This window comes from Campylobacter troglodytis (genome assembly GCF_006864425.1).
GTDB lineage: Bacteria > Campylobacterota > Campylobacteria > Campylobacterales > Campylobacteraceae > Campylobacter_D > Campylobacter_D troglodytis.
This window is the reverse complement of record NZ_QHLI01000057.1, coordinates 1-17,730: the sequence shown is the minus strand read 5'-3', so window position 1 is coordinate 17,730 and position 17,730 is coordinate 1. Positions and strand designations below refer to the sequence as shown.

General features: G+C 34.9%; 18 protein-coding genes and 4 pseudogenes. 10 read left to right on the top strand and 12 right to left on the bottom strand.

The genetic code is table 11. The features are described from left to right. Nucleotides 1-448: pseudogene (locus DMC01_RS16765) on the top strand (hypothetical protein); the annotation flags it as partial. Nucleotides 449-866: 418 nt separating this feature from the next. Here the strand turns inward: DMC01_RS16765 and DMC01_RS13690 are convergent. The 3 genes from DMC01_RS13690 to DMC01_RS10325 all read right to left on the bottom strand — a co-directional run bounded on the left by DMC01_RS13690 (nt 867) and on the right by DMC01_RS10325 (nt 2,665). Continuing rightward, nucleotides 867-1,040, bottom strand: coding sequence for a hypothetical protein (locus tag DMC01_RS13690; protein WP_185908868.1), 174 nt, complete (start codon nt 1,038-1,040; stop codon nt 867-869). A 24-nt stretch (nt 1,041-1,064) separates the two neighbouring features. Beyond that, entirely contained in the window at nt 1,065-1,229 is a 165-nt protein-coding gene (locus DMC01_RS13685) for a hypothetical protein (RefSeq protein WP_185908867.1), read from the bottom strand. 608 nt (nt 1,230-1,837) lie between these two features. Beyond that, complete coding sequence (locus tag DMC01_RS10325) at nt 1,838-2,665, bottom strand: 4-hydroxy-3-methylbut-2-enyl diphosphate reductase (protein ID WP_142694140.1); 828 nt, start codon at nt 2,663-2,665, stop codon at nt 1,838-1,840. Between the two features lie 193 nt (nt 2,666-2,858). Here DMC01_RS10325 and DMC01_RS10320 point away from each other — a divergent pair, with 193 nt between their 5' ends. Continuing rightward, nucleotides 2,859-3,245, top strand: coding sequence for a hypothetical protein (locus DMC01_RS10320; RefSeq protein ID WP_142694139.1), 387 nt, complete (start codon nt 2,859-2,861; stop codon nt 3,243-3,245). Continuing rightward, nucleotides 3,246-4,202, top strand: a complete 957-nt coding sequence (locus DMC01_RS10315; protein ID WP_142694138.1) for a hypothetical protein — start codon at nt 3,246-3,248, stop codon at nt 4,200-4,202. It abuts the gene before it with no gap. 323 nt (nt 4,203-4,525) lie between these two features. On the opposite strand, the gene DMC01_RS10310 is transcribed toward DMC01_RS10315, so the two are convergent. The 7 genes and pseudogenes from DMC01_RS10310 to DMC01_RS10290 form a co-directional block, all read right to left on the bottom strand. Further along, nucleotides 4,526-4,708, bottom strand: coding sequence for a hypothetical protein (locus DMC01_RS10310; protein WP_142694137.1), 183 nt, complete (start codon nt 4,706-4,708; stop codon nt 4,526-4,528). 75 nt (nt 4,709-4,783) lie between these two features. Continuing rightward, nucleotides 4,784-5,797, bottom strand: a complete 1,014-nt coding sequence (locus DMC01_RS10305; protein ID WP_142694136.1) for an HNH endonuclease — start codon at nt 5,795-5,797, stop codon at nt 4,784-4,786. Continuing rightward, nucleotides 5,787-6,875 carry a DNA cytosine methyltransferase gene (locus DMC01_RS10300; protein ID WP_142694135.1) on the bottom strand — a complete coding sequence of 363 codons (1,089 nt, stop codon included), beginning with the start codon at nt 6,873-6,875 and terminating at the stop codon, nt 5,787-5,789. The genes DMC01_RS10305 and DMC01_RS10300 overlap by 11 nt, the downstream gene beginning before the upstream one ends. Nucleotides 6,876-6,959: 84 nt before the next feature. Further along, nucleotides 6,960-7,124, bottom strand: a pseudogene (locus DMC01_RS10295) (3-phosphoshikimate 1-carboxyvinyltransferase); the annotation flags it as partial. Between the two features lie 75 nt (nt 7,125-7,199). Then, nucleotides 7,200-7,268, bottom strand: a pseudogene (locus DMC01_RS16040) (hypothetical protein); the annotation flags it as partial. A gap of 97 nt (nt 7,269-7,365) precedes the next feature. After that, nucleotides 7,366-7,467: a DNA cytosine methyltransferase gene (locus DMC01_RS16035; protein ID WP_282432303.1), complete on the bottom strand. Its 102-nt coding sequence runs from the start codon at nt 7,465-7,467 to the stop codon at nt 7,366-7,368. Nucleotides 7,468-7,521: 54 nt separating this feature from the next. Then, nucleotides 7,522-7,677, bottom strand: coding sequence for a DNA cytosine methyltransferase (locus tag DMC01_RS10290; RefSeq protein ID WP_142694134.1), 156 nt, complete (start codon nt 7,675-7,677; stop codon nt 7,522-7,524). A 304-nt stretch (nt 7,678-7,981) separates the two neighbouring features. Here DMC01_RS10290 and DMC01_RS10285 point away from each other — a divergent pair, with 304 nt between their 5' ends. After that, on the top strand, nt 7,982-9,127 hold the full coding sequence (locus DMC01_RS10285; RefSeq protein WP_142694133.1) for a metallophosphoesterase: 1,146 nt from the start codon (nt 7,982-7,984) through the stop codon (nt 9,125-9,127). Next, on the top strand, nt 9,127-9,936 hold the full coding sequence (locus tag DMC01_RS10280; protein WP_142694142.1) for a phosphatidylserine decarboxylase: 810 nt from the start codon (nt 9,127-9,129) through the stop codon (nt 9,934-9,936). The genes DMC01_RS10285 and DMC01_RS10280 overlap by 1 nt, the downstream gene beginning before the upstream one ends. Before the next feature lie 554 nt (nt 9,937-10,490). Here DMC01_RS10280 and DMC01_RS10275 read toward each other — a convergent pair. Next, nucleotides 10,491-11,188: pseudogene (locus DMC01_RS10275) on the bottom strand (IS1595 family transposase). 242 nt (nt 11,189-11,430) lie between these two features. Beyond that, on the bottom strand, nt 11,431-11,841 hold the full coding sequence (locus tag DMC01_RS10270) for a PepSY-like domain-containing protein (RefSeq protein ID WP_427846121.1): 411 nt from the start codon (nt 11,839-11,841) through the stop codon (nt 11,431-11,433). Between the two features lie 132 nt (nt 11,842-11,973). Here DMC01_RS10270 and DMC01_RS10265 point away from each other — a divergent pair, with 132 nt between their 5' ends. The 5 genes from DMC01_RS10265 to DMC01_RS10245 all read left to right on the top strand — a co-directional run. Next, on the top strand, nt 11,974-12,216 hold the full coding sequence (locus tag DMC01_RS10265; RefSeq protein ID WP_142694132.1) for a hypothetical protein: 243 nt from the start codon (nt 11,974-11,976) through the stop codon (nt 12,214-12,216). Nucleotides 12,217-12,274: 58 nt separating this feature from the next. Further along, nucleotides 12,275-12,529, top strand: a complete 255-nt coding sequence (locus DMC01_RS10260) for a hypothetical protein (RefSeq protein ID WP_142694131.1) — start codon at nt 12,275-12,277, stop codon at nt 12,527-12,529. An 836-nt stretch (nt 12,530-13,365) separates the two neighbouring features. Next, nucleotides 13,366-13,905, top strand: a complete 540-nt coding sequence (locus DMC01_RS10255; RefSeq protein ID WP_142694130.1) for a rhomboid family intramembrane serine protease — start codon at nt 13,366-13,368, stop codon at nt 13,903-13,905. Then, a complete protein-coding gene (locus tag DMC01_RS10250; protein WP_142694129.1) occupies nt 13,902-14,393 on the top strand; it encodes a SixA phosphatase family protein in 492 nt (163 codons plus the stop codon). The genes DMC01_RS10255 and DMC01_RS10250 overlap by 4 nt, the downstream gene beginning before the upstream one ends. Nucleotides 14,394-14,901: 508 nt before the next feature. Next, nucleotides 14,902-17,730, top strand: a 2,829-nt coding sequence (locus DMC01_RS10245; protein WP_427846120.1) for a type IIG restriction enzyme/methyltransferase, incomplete at its 3' end; no start/stop codon positions are given.

The window sequence follows — 17,730 nt, the reverse complement described above, 5'->3', positions numbered from 1 at the left end:
TTACACACTCGTAACTCTGCGAGAAGATATGCTAAAACGAAATGGGCAAGTTTATACTCAGATTGTAAAAGCTTGCTCTGCTAGCGAGCTATTACCTATGGGATTTGAGTGATATGAGCAAGACAGAATTTTATAGTGATTGCTTGGCTATTTATGATGGTTTAGTTGATTTTTTACTTCGTGCTACGCACTCGTAACTTTGCAAGAAGGAGTAAAGTTATAGAGTAAGACACAGGGAAAATGAGTTTGCAAAGGGCACAAATCACATAAATGCAATTGAGAATTTCTGGGGCTTTGCCAAGCATAGATTAAGCAAATTTAAAGGAATTAAAAAGGAAAATTTTGTCCTTCATTTAAAGGAAACAGAATTAAGACGAAAATTTTGAGACAAAATATTTATCAAAATTTATTAAAGTTGATAAGAAAAAATCTGCTTAAGTTGTCTTGAGCCTTGATAATTTTGCGAAGACAAAATACCCACCCTCACCGGTTGCAAGCCTTGCGAAGCAAAAACCCCCTCCGCACAGAGCTGGTTGCAAGGCACAAGACAAAGCAAAAGTGAGGGGCTTTTAAAGTCTAAATTTTAAGCTTTTTTGAATTTGTGGATTGCCACGCAGTTTTTTGCAAAAACTGCTCGCAATGACAACGCGGCGTGAAAATTCACGCTTTTTAACGCTAAAATTCACAAAAATGCTTAAAACAAAGGCGAAAATTTAGGCTTTTTGGTGTTACAATTTACAATTTTGTTTGAAAGCGTGAATTTTTGGATGTTTTGCTTAGCTTTTTGCTGAAATTTTAAACAAATTCAGCAATTTTCCTTGAATTGTATTTAAAATTCGCAAAAGGGCTGAATTGTCGCTGAATTTTTAGACAAATTCAGTGCTTATTTTGATGAAACTTGTGAATTTTCTTTGAATTTTGTTTAAATTTTCGCTTTTTGCTACGCAAAATACCCACCCCCAAACCCCTCCGCAAGGGAGGGGGCTTTTTGTGCAAAGCGTGGTTTTTTTTAAAAAAAAATTCGCAAAATGCCATTTCAAAAACGCCAAAACGAAAGCGAAAATTTAGGCAAAGTCTGAATTTTCCATGAATTTAAATTTAAGGTGCAGTATGTTTTGCTTCGCACCCGTTGGGTTGCAAGGCACAAGCCAAGGCAAAAGTGAGGGGGTTTTTAAAGCCTGAATTTTAAGCTTTTTTGAATTTGTGGATTGCCACGCAGTTTTTTGCAAAAACTGCTCGCAATGACGACACGGCGTGAAAATCCACGCTTTTTTGCGTTAAAATTCACAAAAATGCTTAAAATAAAGGCGAAAATTCAGGCTTTTTAATGCTAAAATTCACAATTTTGTTTGAAAGCGTGAATTTTTGGACAAAATTCAGCAATTTTCTTTGAATTTTGTTTAAATTTTCGCTTTTTGCTACGCAAAATACCCACCCCCAACCCCCTCCGCAAGGGAGGGGGCTTTAACATTTGCCATAAAATTCATACAAAAATTCACAAAACGATTAAAATTACAAAGAAAATTCACGCATTTTGTCGCCAAAATTTACAAAAATGCTTAAAACAAAGGCGAAAATTCAGGCTTTTGCAAAAAAGCGTGAATTTTCCGTGAATTTAAAATCAAGGTGCAGTATTTCGAGCGAGAAATCGCTTTTGGCAAACGAGGCTAGACTAAAAGCGGTAGCGGTCTGCCGAAGTTTGTTAAAAGCGATTTATCGCCGAAAGACGAGCCAAGCCGAATTCCAAAGCCTGCAAAAAACCAAAATTTATCCAAAAACCCCAAAAAAAAATTCACACTTTAAAGCCAAAATTCAACACCAAAAACGCTCAAAAAATTCACCCAAATTCCCTAATCCTCGCCACTACATTTTTGATTATCCAGTCCGGCGTGCTAGCCCCAGCACTAACGCCGCAATGCTTCTTGCCCTCAAACCACGCCTTTTCAAGCTCTTTTTCAGTTTCGATTAAGTAGCTATGCTCGCAGTTAGCCTTTGAGATGAGGAAAAGTTGCTTTGTGTTGGCTGAGTTCTTGCCTCCAACGATTATCATCACATCGCTTTTTTGAGAAAGTTTTAAGATGGCATCTTGATTTTTAAAGGTCGCATCGCAGATGGTGTTAAAGACACGCACCTCCTTGCAACGAAGCAGCAAGAAGCTCACTATCTTTGCAAAAAGCTCGGGTTTTTTTGTGGTTTGACTTACCACGGCGATTTTTGAGGGCAGTTTAATGCCCTCTAACTCGCTCTCATCAAGCACCACAAAGGCTCTCGTGCTTACATAGCTTTTCACGCCCTTTACCTCTGGGTGATTTTCATCGCCAAAGATTACCACATCGTAGCCCTCAGCACTCATCTTTTCGCAAATTTGCTGGGGCTTGGTAACGAAGGGGCAGGTGGCATCGATGATTTCAATGTCCTTTTTGCGAAGCTCAGCCAAATCGCCCTTTGTGATGCCGTGAGTGCGGATAATCGCCTTTTTTTCATCGCTTAAAGCCCTTATGTCTTTGAGGGTTTTGACATTGAAGTTTTGCTGCAAGCGGTTAATTTCAGCTGGGTTGTGGATTAGCTCGCCTATGGTAGCGGCGTTTTGTATCTGCTCTGCTTTTTTAATCGCCCTTTTTACTCCAAAGCAAAAGCCATAATTTTCAGCAAGTTCTATTATCACGGGGTTTCCTTTTTGCAAACTAACATTGAAATTTGGATTTCAAATGCTAGAATTTTACTCTTAATTTTTGAATTTTTATCAAATTTTGAGAATAAAATATGAATTTTTGCAAGCTTTTTTGTGAATTTTTGTTAAAATTTCAGCTATTTTGCAAGATTTCGCAAAAAATTCACAAAATTCAAAAGGATGGGCTATGTTTTACATTTGCTTTAAGCTAAATGCTGGTATAAACACAATTAACGAGCACAAAACGAGAGAGAGAGAGAGAGTAAAACCCCACTACTTTTATGGTAGCAAAAGTAGCAAAATAGCCTTAAAATTCATTGAAATTACACAAGGTTTCGCCCAATTTCATTTTAAATCTAAAACACAAATTCTAGAAATTTTCAACACAAATCCAAAACACGGTTTATTTCTAAATTTTCTAAGAAATTTAGCAAATTTAGCCAAAAAATTCACACAAAAATTTAATTTTTATTTAAAACACAAAGTTAGATCTAGTTTTACAAAAAATTCAAGCAAAATCTCGAGCATTTTTACTCAAACTCTCGCAAAAATTCACACCACGCAAGGATTTTAAATGAAAACCCTTGCCTTTATACAAACTCACACACTAAATGAGGGCGTAATTAGCGAGTTAAAAAAGCTAAAAGCAGCTGAAAATGAGCATTTAAAAGTTGCTCTTTTTATCGACAATAGCAAAAATATCATAAAAGATAGCACAAAAATCCCCGTGCAAGAATTAGAATTTGACGGCGCCAAGGTCCCTGCCCTACTTTGCTACGAGCAAACTTTGAAAGATTTTTCCTTGCCCCTTAACGCCTTTGAAAAACAAAACACAAGCATTGCCAAGTGTCTGTGGCACAATGGAGATTACACATTTTACATAATGAAGCACTATTTTGCGGGCTTTGATTTTTACTGGCATTTTGACTATGACTGCTTTTACAATGACAGAACTTATGCTAGCTTTTTTGCCGAGTATGCGGAGGATAAGACGGATTTGATAGTTTCACAATTTCGCAAAGAAGTGCCTAATAGCAAGTGGTTTTGGATAGCTGACACACAGTGGCTTTATGAGCGTAATGAAATTTATGGCTGTTTTTTTCCTGCACCAAGGATGAGCACAAGGCTTGTGGATGAGCTTTATCAAAGGCGAGTGGCACAACACAAGGAATTTATAAAGCCCTCAAAAATCCGCAAGGTATGGCCAAATAACGAGCTTTTTGTCGCCACAGAATGTATGAGACTAGGCTTTAGTGCAAAGTCCTTGAAAAGCCACGACAAAATGAGGCTAGCTGAAATCGACTTAAACACCACTAGACTTTTTGAAAGCCCTGATAAATGCTTGTATCATTCTGTAAAGGGCGATTATATCAAACGACTTGAAATAGCTAGTAGTGAATTAAAAGAGCTAAAAAAGCTAGAACATTTTAGCGGATTTGTGAATTTTTATACCCACAAACAACTTGCAAAACTCAACAAATTTTTTGCCAAAATTCGCCATAAAGTTCGCACTTTTGCTATCCTATTTTGAGTCATTTTATAAAGCGATTTTTTGGCTTTAAAAACATCAAATAATAGAGCGTGAATTTTGAAGTTAAACACTGATTTTTTTGTGAATTTTTGCTTGAAATTCAAGGTATTTTTTGTAATTTTGCAAAACTGTGAATTTTGCTTTAAATTCGGTGTAGCTATTTTTTATCTCTTAAATTATGGGGTTTTGATATTGAGCTTTTGCTGCAAGCGGTTAATTTCGGCTGGATTGTGAATTAGCCCGGCTACGGTGGCGGCGTTTTGTAAATGCTTGGCTTTTTTAATCGCCCACTTTAAAGGCATAATTTTTGGCAAGTTCTATTATCACCACTCGCCTTTTTGTGATTTTTTGGGCTTTGATGAGCTTTCACGCTTGCTCGTGTCCTGCTTGGTGCTACCAGCACTCACTTCAACCTTTGTTTCTACCCTTACTTCGGCATTTGCTTCGACTTTTGCTTCACACCAGCAAAGGCTTAAAAATAGCGGTAAAATTAGGATGTTTTTCATTTTTTGTCCTTTTTGCTGAATTTTTTTGAAAGTTCTAAAAAAAGTTAAAGATACTTTGAAATTTGCGAAAATAGTTTATTTAATCAATATATCACTATCCACATTAACTCTTTGAAATATGTTGTTTCTATGATATTTTAAATACTCTTGTCTTTTTGTTGTGTTTTTGATTTTGCTTGCTTGTCCTGTTTTAATGTGTAGTTTATCTTGGTTGCGTTTTGAGAGAAAATCAGATACTATTAAATTTGCATTTTCATCAAAACTGATGAAACCTATATCAAACAAATAGTGATAAGTGGGCGTTAAAATTATGCCATTATTTTCATCAAACTCTTCTATTTCATTACATTTTGCAAAAGGTTTAATATGACAAGCTATCAAAATTCTATCATCAGCAACTTCACTAATAACACAAAATGGCATTGTATTTAAGAGTTCAAAGCGATAAGTTGATTGATGTTTTCTTGTTTTTTCTTTATCTTGCCGCCTTTTCGCTTTTTCGCTTAAAACAAATTCCTCAATTTTTGTGCTACTAACAAAATTTGGTTTCAAATATACAAAAATTTCACCATTATTTTCGTTTTGCATTTTTACAAAATTAAATTTGGTAACTCGTGGCAAACAAATATCCAAAAGATAAGAATATGCTATTCTATTTAGGTTATTTTTGCGTTTATTGCCAACTAATACCAAATAATATCTATTTTGGCTGTCGTGTGTTCTTGAAAATTGAAATTTTATATATTCATCTTTTAAACCCAAAATTAAATTATAATTTGTCTCGTAAAATTCACTAATATCTTGCAAATAATTTTGTGTAGGGTGCAAATACTCATCTTTTGCGTCTTTTATATACTGCACTAAATCACTCTTTTTAAAGAAAAAATATCTTAATTTATCAAATTCAAAAAATGTATCATATTCACTAGAATCTTTTGTGTTTGATATATATAAGCGTTTTTCACCTACACCTTTTGTTTTGCCCGGTGCTTGTTCGCCACTTGTATTTAGTTTAAATTCTTTTCTAGCACAACTATCAACAAAATTGATTTCAAGTGCATCGATTATTTTTAGCCTATTAGTTGCCATCAATTTCCTTGTAGATATTTTGTAGGATTGCCATTAACACATTTACAACAATACTATTTCCAGCTTGTTTATACATTTGAGTATCACTAACTACTATTTTAAAGTCATCATCAAAGCCCATTAGCCTCAAACACTCTCTTGGCGTTAATTTGCGAATTCTATCTCCATAAGTAAAGTAATTATCCACGCCGGCTCTATGCATACTTCCCATAGTGCTTAAAAGCGGTCTAGCTATATCTAAATCAGTTTCAGGTTTTGAATAAAAGCCCTTTGTGCCACTTTTTAAAACATAGCTTTTAACAGCCTCGCTCAAAAAGTATTTTTCATTTACAGCTTCGCCCTCTTCTTGCACGAAGTCGCCGTGCCAATTAAATTGTTGATTTGATTTTTGACATAAAGCAATATCGCCGTTTATTTGACATTTGTATTTATGGTTTGCCCTACCCGTTACAAATTCAACGCCTTTTTTGCCAAGATAATACTTCATATCTGCCTTGTCTTGCAAAAAATCCTTAACTTTATATTTTAACTCCATTTTTTGTGGAAATTCAAAGGCAAAATTAAAATCCTTAAAACCTACAAGATATAATCTTTCTCTATTTTGCGGAATTCCATAGTCCTTTGCGTTTAAAACTTGATAAAAAATTTTATAGCCCGTGCTTTCAAATTCTTTTAAAATATACTTAAAGGTTTCGCCCTTGTTATGAATTAACAAGCCTTTTACATTTTCAAACATAAAAACACTAGGCTGAATTTCATCAATCAAATCTATAAAACTAAAAACCAAATTCCCCCTATCATCCTTTAAACCCTCTCTTTTACCCACGCTAGAAAAAGACTGACAAGGACTACCGCCCATTAAAAAATCAACCTTGCCACTAAAATTTTTAGCTGGAATATCGTTTATATCGTCAAACCATTGATTTTGCTTGATTTTGTAGTTTGCCAAATAGCTTTCTTTTACAAATTTGTTTATATCACAGGCAAAAATTATCTCGTGGGGTATATTTAGTCTTTTGAATGCGTGTTCTATCGCTCCAATGCCACTGAATGCTGTTGCTAGTTTAACCTTTTGCATACTATATTTGTATCCTTGCCTTTGTTTAAATAAGCATAATTATAGCTAAAAAAAATATAACAATTACTGATCTAAACACAAGATTTATGTTCCAATAACCACCCCTAAATCTTTGAGTATGCTTAAAAAATTTGGAAAGGAAGTGTTTATGCACTCACGCTCGTCAATTTCTACGCCGCATTTAAGCCCCAAAATAACAAAGCTCATCGCTATTATGTGGTCGCCAAAGCTTTGAATTTTTGGCATTTTTGCCAAATTTTTTGCAAAATTTGCTGAATTTAACACCTCGCTAAAAACGGCGTAATCTAGGGCTTGCAAGGCGTTTTTTATGCTTGCAAAGGTGTGTTTTTTGTCGTGGTTTTTGAGATTTTTAACATTTTCTAAAAAAAGCACTTAAAGGCGGTGTGTTTTGGCGATTTTTGAGGTCCCAAAAAAAGCGTGCCACGAGTGTTGGCAAAGCCCTTTTGATAGCCTGCGATGCTAAAGCCTATCAAGGAAAGCCCCCGCATAAAATGTCAAAATTTTTAGGGATTTTTGCTTGAATTTCTTTCTTTGTAATGTCGCCAAAAAGCTCTGTGCTAGGGAAATTCAGGGCGTAGGTTTTTTGTGCGTTTAAATCAATCTCGCTTGCAAAAAGGCATTTTGGTTACGAATTTGTGGTGTTTAGGTTTAAATTACCACACGAGAATTTCTCTCTCTCGTTCATTGCAGTCTTAAATCCCAAAGTAAGTGCCAAATGAAATCCACCCACACCTGCAAATAAATCAATAAAAGTCAAGTCTTTTTGGGAATTCAAACGCATTTTTGCCCCTTTTATGACATTATAGCCTTTTAAGCTTGCGACAAGCTAAACGCAAAGGCTTGGAATTTAAAGACAGTTTATTTAAAAGAAAATTTAGATCTTAATTGTATCTTGCTACGCACTCCATTCATTTATATAAAAATCCGCCAACTTATACAAAATCTTGCTCACAATTATAAAAAAGCATCACATTAAAGTGTGTTAAGCCCATTGATATGACAAAGCTTTTTACAAAATAGCCTTTTAGGCTAAGTAAAATTCAAGGCTTTACTAAGAATTAAACTGTTTTTGTTAAAATTTTTTTATGTGGTGGGTTTTTTTTCTTTTTTCTTTGGCTTTTTTGGCTGTATTTAGCCTTGCAAATGTTTATATTTACAAACGTTTATTTATGCAAATACCCTTTTTAAAAGCTCATAAATTTTATTTAATTGCACTTTTTATCTTACTATTCATAGCTCAAACTGCCTTTTTGATGTTTAGAGCAGATGACCGCTTTAGTAGCGAGATTTACAATGTCCTTGCCCACGCCTTTGCACCTACTTATTTCTTCTTTTTCATCACTGTTTTTGCCGATCTTTTGCGTTTGCTTGTGAAGTTTTATCTTAAACTGTCCTCAAAAAGCCCCTTTGATGAAAGCAGAAGGGCCAGTATCAAGCTTATCTTTAATCTTTCCTTGCTTATCTTTGCCATAGGCTCTGTGTTTAAGGGCTGGAGCAATGCTATGAGCATACCTAAGACTCGCTATCTTAAGCTAGATCTGCCTAAATTAACTCAAAACACAAGGCTTGTTATGATTAGCGATGTGCATTTGGGTAAGAATTTGCATAGGGAGTTTTTGCAAGGCTTGGTTGATGAGATAAATGCCTTGGATGCTGATGTGGTAGTGATTGTAGGGGATTTAGTAGATACTAAGCCTAAGGAGATAGATTATATACACATTTTAGATGAGATTAAGAGCAAGTATGGGGTCTTTTTTTGTCTTGGAAATCACGAGTATTACAGAGGGCTTGATGGGGTCTTAGAGCTTTTAAGAACAACAAAAATGCACATACTCATCAATGAAAGCGTGAATTTGGGATTTTTAAACATAGCAGGAATGGCAGATCTAGCAGGGCTTCGTGCTGATCGCTTGGGTGCAAAGCCTGATCTAGAAGCAACAAGGGCTAAGCTAAACAAAAATGCACCAAGCATCTTACTAGCTCATCAGCCAAAGACTGTTAGTCTTTATGATATGAGTGATTTTGAGCTAATTCTTAGCGGACATACTCACGCAGGGCAGGTCTTTCCTTTTGGGGCTCTTGTTTTATTGCAGCAAGGCTTTTTGTATGGGCTTTATGAGCTTGAAAACAAAAACAAGCTTTATGTTAGCAGTGGGGCTGGCTTTTGGGGACCTGCTATGAGGTTTTTAGCTCCAAGTGAGATTGTGTGTATGGATTTAAGGGGGGTGTGATGTTATTTAGCAAGGATATATCAAGGCTTTTTGGGCTTATAGCTGGGATCAAATTTCCAAAATGGCTACAAACTAAGATAAATCTAGCCTATGTAAAACAGTTTAATATAGATCTTAGTGAATTTAAGCCTTTAAGCGAATATGAAAGCTTAAACGCACTTTTTACCAGAAGGCTTGAAAAACAAAGAGAGCTTGAAGAGGGCTTTATAAGCCCTTGTGATGCCACTGTTTTTGAGTGCGGATCAGCCTTTAAGGCTCAAAGTGAGCTTTTGGCATTTTCCATTAAAAACAACACCTACAGCATAAACGAGCTTTTAGACGAAGCCTATGAAAAAAACGAGCTTGCAAAAGGCTGTGAATACATAAATTTATACCTTTCTCCAAGGGATTATCACCGCTATCACGCACCTTGTGATCTGCAAATTCTAAGTGCTAGCTATGTGAGAGGAGAGCTTTTTAGCGTTAGCGCGAAATGCTTAGAAAAAATTTCAAATCTTTACAGCAAAAATGAAAGGGTGGTTTTAAGATGCAAGAGCAAGGATAGCTTGTTTTGGCTTGTCTTTGTGGGAGCCTTAAATGTAGGCAAGATACGTTTTGTTTTTGATGAGAGCATACAAACAAATGCCAAAAGCACTTCAAAGTTTACAAAAAATTATGAGAATTTGCATTTTAAAAAAGGAGATGAGCTTGGCAATTTCGAGCTTGGCTCTACCATAGTCATCATAGCTCAAAAAAGCCTTCTTAAATTCACAGTTAAAACAGGAGCTTCGCTAAAATTTTCTCAAAAAATAGCTGAATTTAAGCAGTAGTTCTTATAAATTTGAGTGTGTTTAAGGCTTGTAAGATCTTTTATTTCTTTGCTGAATTTAAATTCTGCTTAGAACTTTTATCATTAGTTTTTTACTGTTGTTCTAAGCCTTTGTTAAATTTAAAATCCTTCATAAAAATTCCAAAACTATTCTAATCAAATTTAAACTCAAAAGAAAAACACTTTCTCCTATGTTTCAAAGCAACTCAAAAACATCTTGCCATCAAGAAGATCTTAAAATTCAGCCCCTTTACAAAAAAGCCAAATTTAAAATGTAGAGTAAATTTAAAAAGATCTTTTTTGAAAAATATTAAGTTTCTCACACAAGCTTGTCAAATTTATACTGTGAAAAATTCAATTTCTAAGGCACAAAAACTCAAAGCAAGAGCCTTTTTTAAAAAGCTTTCTTTGCTGACTAAGCGAGGCTTTATTAAAATAGCTTCGTTTTCCAAAGAAACTAAATTTTTTAAAGAAATTTCGTTTTGCCGAAGAAACTATGCCATCAAAACAACTTCGTTTTACACAGAAGCTAGGCTTTATAGAAAAAATTTCGGCTCAAGATACTTTAATAGGATTTTCTCTTATCAACTTTAATAAATTTTGATGAGAATTTTGTCCTAAATTTTTTGTATTATATCTAAATTCTGTTTCTTTTAAGTGAAACACAAAATTTTCTTTTTTTATGCCCCTAAATTTAGCTAATCTAAACTTTGCAAAGCCCCAGAAATTCTCTATTTCGTTTATGTGATTGTGTCCCTTTGCAAACTCGAATTTGGCGTGTTTGACCCTGTAATGTGCCTTTGCACACAAATCCACCAAGCCATCATAAGCTTTGAAGCTATCACTATAAATTTCACACTCGTTAAGCTCTGCAAAGTCCATTATGATAGCTAGTAGCTCTTTCGCAGAGCAAGTGTTTGAGCGTATAAACGCAACCATTTTGTTTTAGCATACCGAACACAGGTGTCTTTTTTCCAGCCCCACGCCCACGCTTTGTACGCACTCTTTTTGCACCGAAATAACTTTCATCGACTTCTATCTCACCACTCATCTTGCTGATTTTTTCACACTCTTTGGCTATCAAAATGCGAATTTCACGCAAAATTCTATTCACGCAAACACGAGAAATTTTGCAAATTTCTGCGATTTTTTTCGCCTCTAAATCAAGGCAAAAATACTTCAAAATTTCCCTAAATTTCTTTTGAGACAATTCGGGAGCGAATCATATACTTGTTTTTCATTTTGCTCTCCATACTTTAAAATGATATTGTATCAAATTAAAGTATCTTGAGCCAAAATTGCGTTTGTCCGAGAGACTAAGTTTTAGTAGGATAAATTTTATTTGCCCAGGCTTTATATGAGAAGCTTCTTTTGCCAAATAAGCTAGGCTTTTTAAAGAAATTTCATTTTAAAATCTTTTTGTTTATGCTAAAAAGCTTGTCCTAGCTACCTTGCTTGATATGAAAAAGATCAAACACCAAAGGCCTTTAAAGGTTTAGAATTTTTGACTTAAAATAGTCCCATTTGCGTCAATTTTAAGCTTGATTCCATTTGAAAGCTTGATCTTGTAGTAATTGATCTTTCTTTCAAGTTCTATTAAGATCGCTTGTGGAAACTGCTTTTGAATTATGCTTGCTATGTTTGCAGGAAGTATGGAAAAGCTTATGGGGCTTAACTTGCTTTCTATTTCTTTCCAATTTCCAAGAGTGTCAAATTCAAGCTCAGTGCCATCTGTGAGATAGATTTCATAGGATTTTTTATCCATTTGCACAAGAGCTATTTGAGCCTTAAAATGTGTTTGTATAAAGGATTTGATCCTTTCGGGCAAGGCATCAGAAGAAATTATCAAATCTGCTTTTAAGCTAAGAAGAACAAATAAAAAAATAAAAACAAGCCTTTGAATCAAGATTTAATCCTTGCAAAATATTAACCCATAATCTTATATGAGTTGTATAAATTAAGTGTGAAATTTTATGGCTTTTAGAGCTTTTAATGAGCTTATATTTCACATTTTGATTTAGTCTTTTTCAAAAAAGTATTGATTTGTCATTTTGAGCCTACGGACGAAGAAGCCATCAAAGCATATCTTAATAAATTCGTGGATTCTTCGCTTAAAATGAGAAGTGGAGGCTTGAGATACTTAGCACAGGCTCAGTATGAAAATTTTTGCCTTTGTCATTTGAGGCTTTGCAAAAGCCGAAATATCTCGCAATTCAAAAAAGAGTTTCTTCGCTACGCTCAGTATGAAAATTTTTGCCTTTGTCATATTGAGTTTTCATAGAAAACGAAATATCTCTTTTTGAATTCAAAGATACTTAGCAAATGCTTAGTATGACAAGATGTATTGTGGATTGCTTCGGCTTTGCCTCGCAATGACCCACCCCCACCCAACGGGTTGCGAGCCTTGCGAAGCAAAAAATCCCCCTTTGCAAGTGAGGGGGATTTACTATGTTACCCCTTTGCAAGTGAGGGGGACTTTTTGCCTTTATCATTTGAGGCTTTGCAAAAGCCAAAATATCTCGCAATTCAAAAAAGAGTTTCTTCGCTACGCTCAGTATGAAAATTTTTGCCTTTGTCATATTGAGTTTTCATAGAAAACGAAATATCTCTTTTTGAATTCAAAGATACTTAGCAAATGCTTAGTATGACAAATATGATATTTGTCTAAAATCAATACTTTTTTTAAAGCCTTTGATTTTTAAACATAAAAGACAAAAGAGCCTTGAAAGCTTTTGCTGAGCTTGAATTTTATACTTTGATCTTTTAAAATAAAAAACAAATTTATCTTAAATTTTGCTAAATGAGAAAAAATTATCTTTAAGGTAGCCAAAAAATTTATCAAAAAGATCTCAGAAGCATTTTAAAGCTGAATTTAAAGCTGAATTTAAACCCATTTTTAAGCTAGGCTTTTAAATTTAAACACCCTATTTTAAGCCTCTCTTAAACCAGCTTTTAAATTTTAAATGCCCTCAAATTTTTATAGTCAAAGCCTTATTTAAGGGATCTTGCTTAAAGTTAAAGCCATTGAAATTTGTCCTAAATGAAGCCCACTAAATAGTTAAAATTAAAGTCAAGCCACAGTATCCTTTTTTTAAATTGAAGTTAAAAAGCCACAGTGTTCTCTTTTTAAGTCAAAAAATCTAAATACTTTTTTAAATTGAAATCAAAAAGCCTAAATGCTATTTTTTAAATTCAAGCTAAAAATACAAATACCTTCTTTTTAAATTTAAATTAAAAAGCCACAATGCCCCCTTTTTAAATTCAAGCCAAAAATATAAATTTAACAACCCAAATGCCCTACTTTTAAATTCAAGTCAACAACCCAAACACCCTACTTTCCTTAAAAAGTGCTTAAAAACAAAAACAGTCATTTTTTACAGCACAAGTTAAGAAAAATGCTATAATGTGGCATTAATTTTAAAGGTAAACCTTGGTTTGTGGCTTTCTCATCGCTCTTAATGTCCTAGTTTTCATACTCACTTACGATGCCTCAACCCATCTTCGCACCCTACTTGGTTTAAATATATTTTTTTTCAGCGAGGGCTTTTGGTGGCAGCTTCTTAGCACTATGTTTATGCACGGAAGCATAGCTCACATAGCCTTAAATATGATAGTTTTGTGGCAGTTTGGCTCGGTTTTGGAGCGTTATTTAGGCTCCTTGCGTTTTGCCCTACTTTATTTTATAGGAGGCATAGCTTGTTCTTTTTTAAGTGCTATTTATGTGTATTATGACACGCTCTACACTCATAGTTTTGTAAATGTAGTTGGTGCTAGTGGTGCTATCTGTCTTTTGATGGGCTATTATGCCTGTGTGGATAGATCCAGCACAAAAGGATTGATAGTTGCTATATTGCTTATGAGTTTTGTGCCTATTTTTATGGGCATAAACATAGCCTGGTATGCTCATATCTTTGGCTTCATATGCGGTTATGGCTTTGCAAAATTTAGAAATTTAAGGGGTTTAAGATGAAAAAAATTTATCTAATGCGTCATGCTAAGGCTGAGCAAGAAAACTACGATAGGGATTATGAGAGGGATCTTAACGCAAAGGGAGAACAAGAGATCAAAGATATGTTAAAAAGGCTAAGTGCTCGTGATTTTAAGGTAGAAAAAATCATCTCCTCAGCTGCTTTAAGGACGACAAGAACGGCAAGGCTTTTAGCTAAAGGACTTAACTTTGATGAGAAAAATATCATCTTTGAAAAGGCTCTTTATGAGGCTAGTTGTAGAGGGCTTTTTGAATTTATCAAGGGCTTAGATGATGCCTTTAATGAGTGTTTGATAGTAGGACACAATCCAGCTATGCGTGAGCTTTGCGAGCTTTTAAGTAAAAGCACTCTTAGCTCTTTTCCAACCACCTCTATCTTTGGGCTTGAATTTGAGGAGGAAAGCTTTGCAAATATAAAAGCTCACAGCGGGAAATTACTATTTTTCGAGCATATCAAGGGCTTGAAGTAGTGGCTTTTGAGACTTTGTTTTGTGCTTTTAAGCGGCATTTTTGAAATTTAAATGCTTGGTGTTTTTGAGCCTAAATGATTGTGAGAATTTTAAATGCTTGGTGTTTTTGAGCCTAAACCGTATTTTTGAATTTTTTAGTTGCGAAAAGGCATTTTTGAATTTGTTGTGTTTGCGAAAAGGCATTTTTGAATTTTAAATGCTTGGTGTTTTTGAGCCTAAACCGTATTTTTGAATTTTTTAGTTGCGAAAAGGCATTTTTGAGCTAAATGCTTGTTAGAATTTAAATGCTTAAAACGATCTTTTTGCGTTTTTGATTTTTTCTCAAAAGATCTTTTGTGCTTTTTAATGTTTTTTTAAAAAAGCACTTTGTTTTGCTCATTTAAGTGCATAAATTCAGCAAAATTCAAGCTCAAAACCATTTAGACTTTTTATTAAAATTCTTTTTAAAAGCCTTTTAAATCCCCTTTAAAAGCGTTTAAAGGGCTTTTAAATTTCAAAAGGACCAACAATGCTACCATTTAAATGTAGGCAAGAAAGGCTAGAAATTCAAAGCTTTCTAGGCGGTGAGCTTTATTATAACACCAAAATAAAGCCCGAGGCTCAACTTGCCTTTATAAATATCCTAAAAGGCTATTTCAAGGCACTTCAAAAGGCACTAGATGAGAACAAAAACGAACACGACCTAGTCCAAGAGGTGCTAAAAAAAGAGTTTTTTGAGAAATTCAAGGATTACAACATCCTAATGCCTTACGATGAGGGCGAAATAAGTGCAGGGCAAAAGCTAAGTATAGAAGCTAAGAAAATCCCAGGTGCTGTGGATTTTGTGCTAAAAAAGGACGGCGACATAGCCGTTTTGTTTGAAGCCAAAAAGCCAAACAACACAGCCGAGATGATAGACACAAACAACATAAACAAAAAAGCCTTGCACGAGGCGATTTTATACTATTTTAGAGAAAAAGAAAAGGCTACAAGCAAGAACACAGCCTTTAAGGTAAAATACATCATCATCACGGATTTTTGGCATTTTTTCTTTTTCAAAGAGAGCGAATTTGAGAGATTTTTTTATAAAAACGAGGACATAAAAAGCCTGTATAAAAGCTATAAATCCATACTTTCAAACAGCGATTTAAAAAAGGAAAAATTCGAGCAAAAGACAAACGCCCAATTTTACAAGGAGTTAAAAGACTATCTCAATAGCGATGATTACACATATTTCGTTCAAAATCACATCATAAATCATTTTTCTAGCGAGCCAAAGCTAAGCCCCTTGCATTTAGATTTAAGCATAATCAAAAACGAGCTAGACGCGCTAGAAAAAGAGCTAAAAGCCAAAGAAAATTCAGCCAAAACCGCCGCCACTGCTGACACCAAAACCGCTTTAAATTCAGCCCAAAGCTACACTATTTCAAATTCAGCCACTGCTGACAAAGAAGGCATTAAAACTGACACAGCAGGCACAGCATACACCAAAACCGCAAACAAAGTCCTTTCAAAAAGCCACACATCAAACACTAAAACCGCTTTAAATTCAGCCACTACCGACAAAGAAGGCATTAAAACTGCCACAGCCATCACTAAAACCGCAAACAAAGTCCTTTCAAAAAGCCACACATCAAACACTAAAACCGCTTTAAATTCAGCCACTACCGACAAAGAAGGCATTAAAACTGCCACAGCCACCACCAAAGCCACTTTAAATTCAACCCAAAGCTACACCATTTCAAATGCTGACAAAGAAGGCACTAAAACCGCAACTGTCGCAACTGCTGAGACTCAATCTGCCACCACAGCCACCACCAAAGCCACTTCACAAAGCAACACAGCAAACAAAGAAAACACCAAGTCCAAAGACAGCCCCAAAGCCCTAAAACGTTACTACAAAGCCTTTTCCTCTGAATTTTTACTTGAAAAATTCACAAAGGAGAAGTCTCAAATCAACGAAAAATTCTACAAGGATCTAATCTATCTCTTAGGGCTTAAAAGCGAGAAAAACAAGCTTGATTTAAGTGGGCTTGAAGGGTCTTTATCAAATGCCATTGAAAGCATTTTACACAGCAAAGCCAAACTGCCAAGCCAGAATTTAAGCTTTTTAAATTCAAGCATTCAAAACGAAACTAGCAAAAATTCAAGCTTTTCAAATTCACAGTTTCAAAACGAAAGCTCTAAAAATTCAAACCACAACGGTTCAAACACACAAAGCGAAGGTCCTAAAAATTCAAGCTATTTAAATTCAAGCACACACAATTCAAGCTCTGCAAATTCAAGCCTTCAAATTCAAAAAGACAAAGAAGCCGTCATTTGCCTTATTATCATTTGGCTAAATCGCATTTTATTTTTAAAGCTAGTTGAGGCAAATTTGGTGCGTTTCAACAAAGACAAAAGGCAAATTCGCTTTTTAAACTCAAATAAAATTCAAGGCTTTTCTACCCTCAATTCACTCTTTTTTGACATTTTCAACACCAAGCCAAACGAAAGAAAGGACAAAAATTCAGCCTTTTATGGTTTACCCTACTTAAATTCAGCCCTTTTCACCCCAAATGAGAAAGAAAAAGAGCTAATTTTCATCGATCAGCTAGACAAAGGCGAAAAAGCAATAGAAATCACCCTGCCAAATCAAGGCAAAAAGCCCCTCTTAAAAGCCATTTTAGACTTTCTAAACAGCTACGACTTTGGCAGTGGAGAGGACTTTGAAAGCGACACGCTCATAAATTCAAGCGTTTTGGGAAATGTTTTTGAAAGGCTAAACGCCTACCAAGAGGGCAGTTTTTACACCCCAAGCGAGATCACAAATTATATGAGTAAGCAAAGCCTTGAAAGGGTAGTTTTGCAAAAATTCAAAGAAAATTGCCCTGAATTTAGCGAAATTTCAAGCTATGAAAGCCTTTATGAAAACATTTGGCAAAAGCGTTCAAGGTTAAGCGAGGGCGAAAAACAGCAACGCATAAAAGATTATCAAGCCCTTTTAAAAGGCATTAAAATTTGCGATCCTGCTGTTGGTAGCGGGCATTTTATGGCAGCTGTTTTAAATCAAATGGTGCAAATTCATTATGATTTAGGGCTTTTTACTGCACCAAAAACCGCACTTCGCATTGAAAACGAGGAAATTGTCGTTGAGAATTTTAGCTATGAAAGGCTTAAAATTCAAGGCGAGGCAGGGTATAAAATAAATACACAACACCAGCAAATCCAAAAAGCCCTTTTCAAGCTCAAAAGAGACATCATCGAAAACAATCTTTTTGGCGTAGATATAAACGAAAATTCAGTTGAGATTTGCCGCCTTCGCCTTTGGATAGAATTACTAAAAAATTCATATTATTTACAAGATGGAGACGAGGGC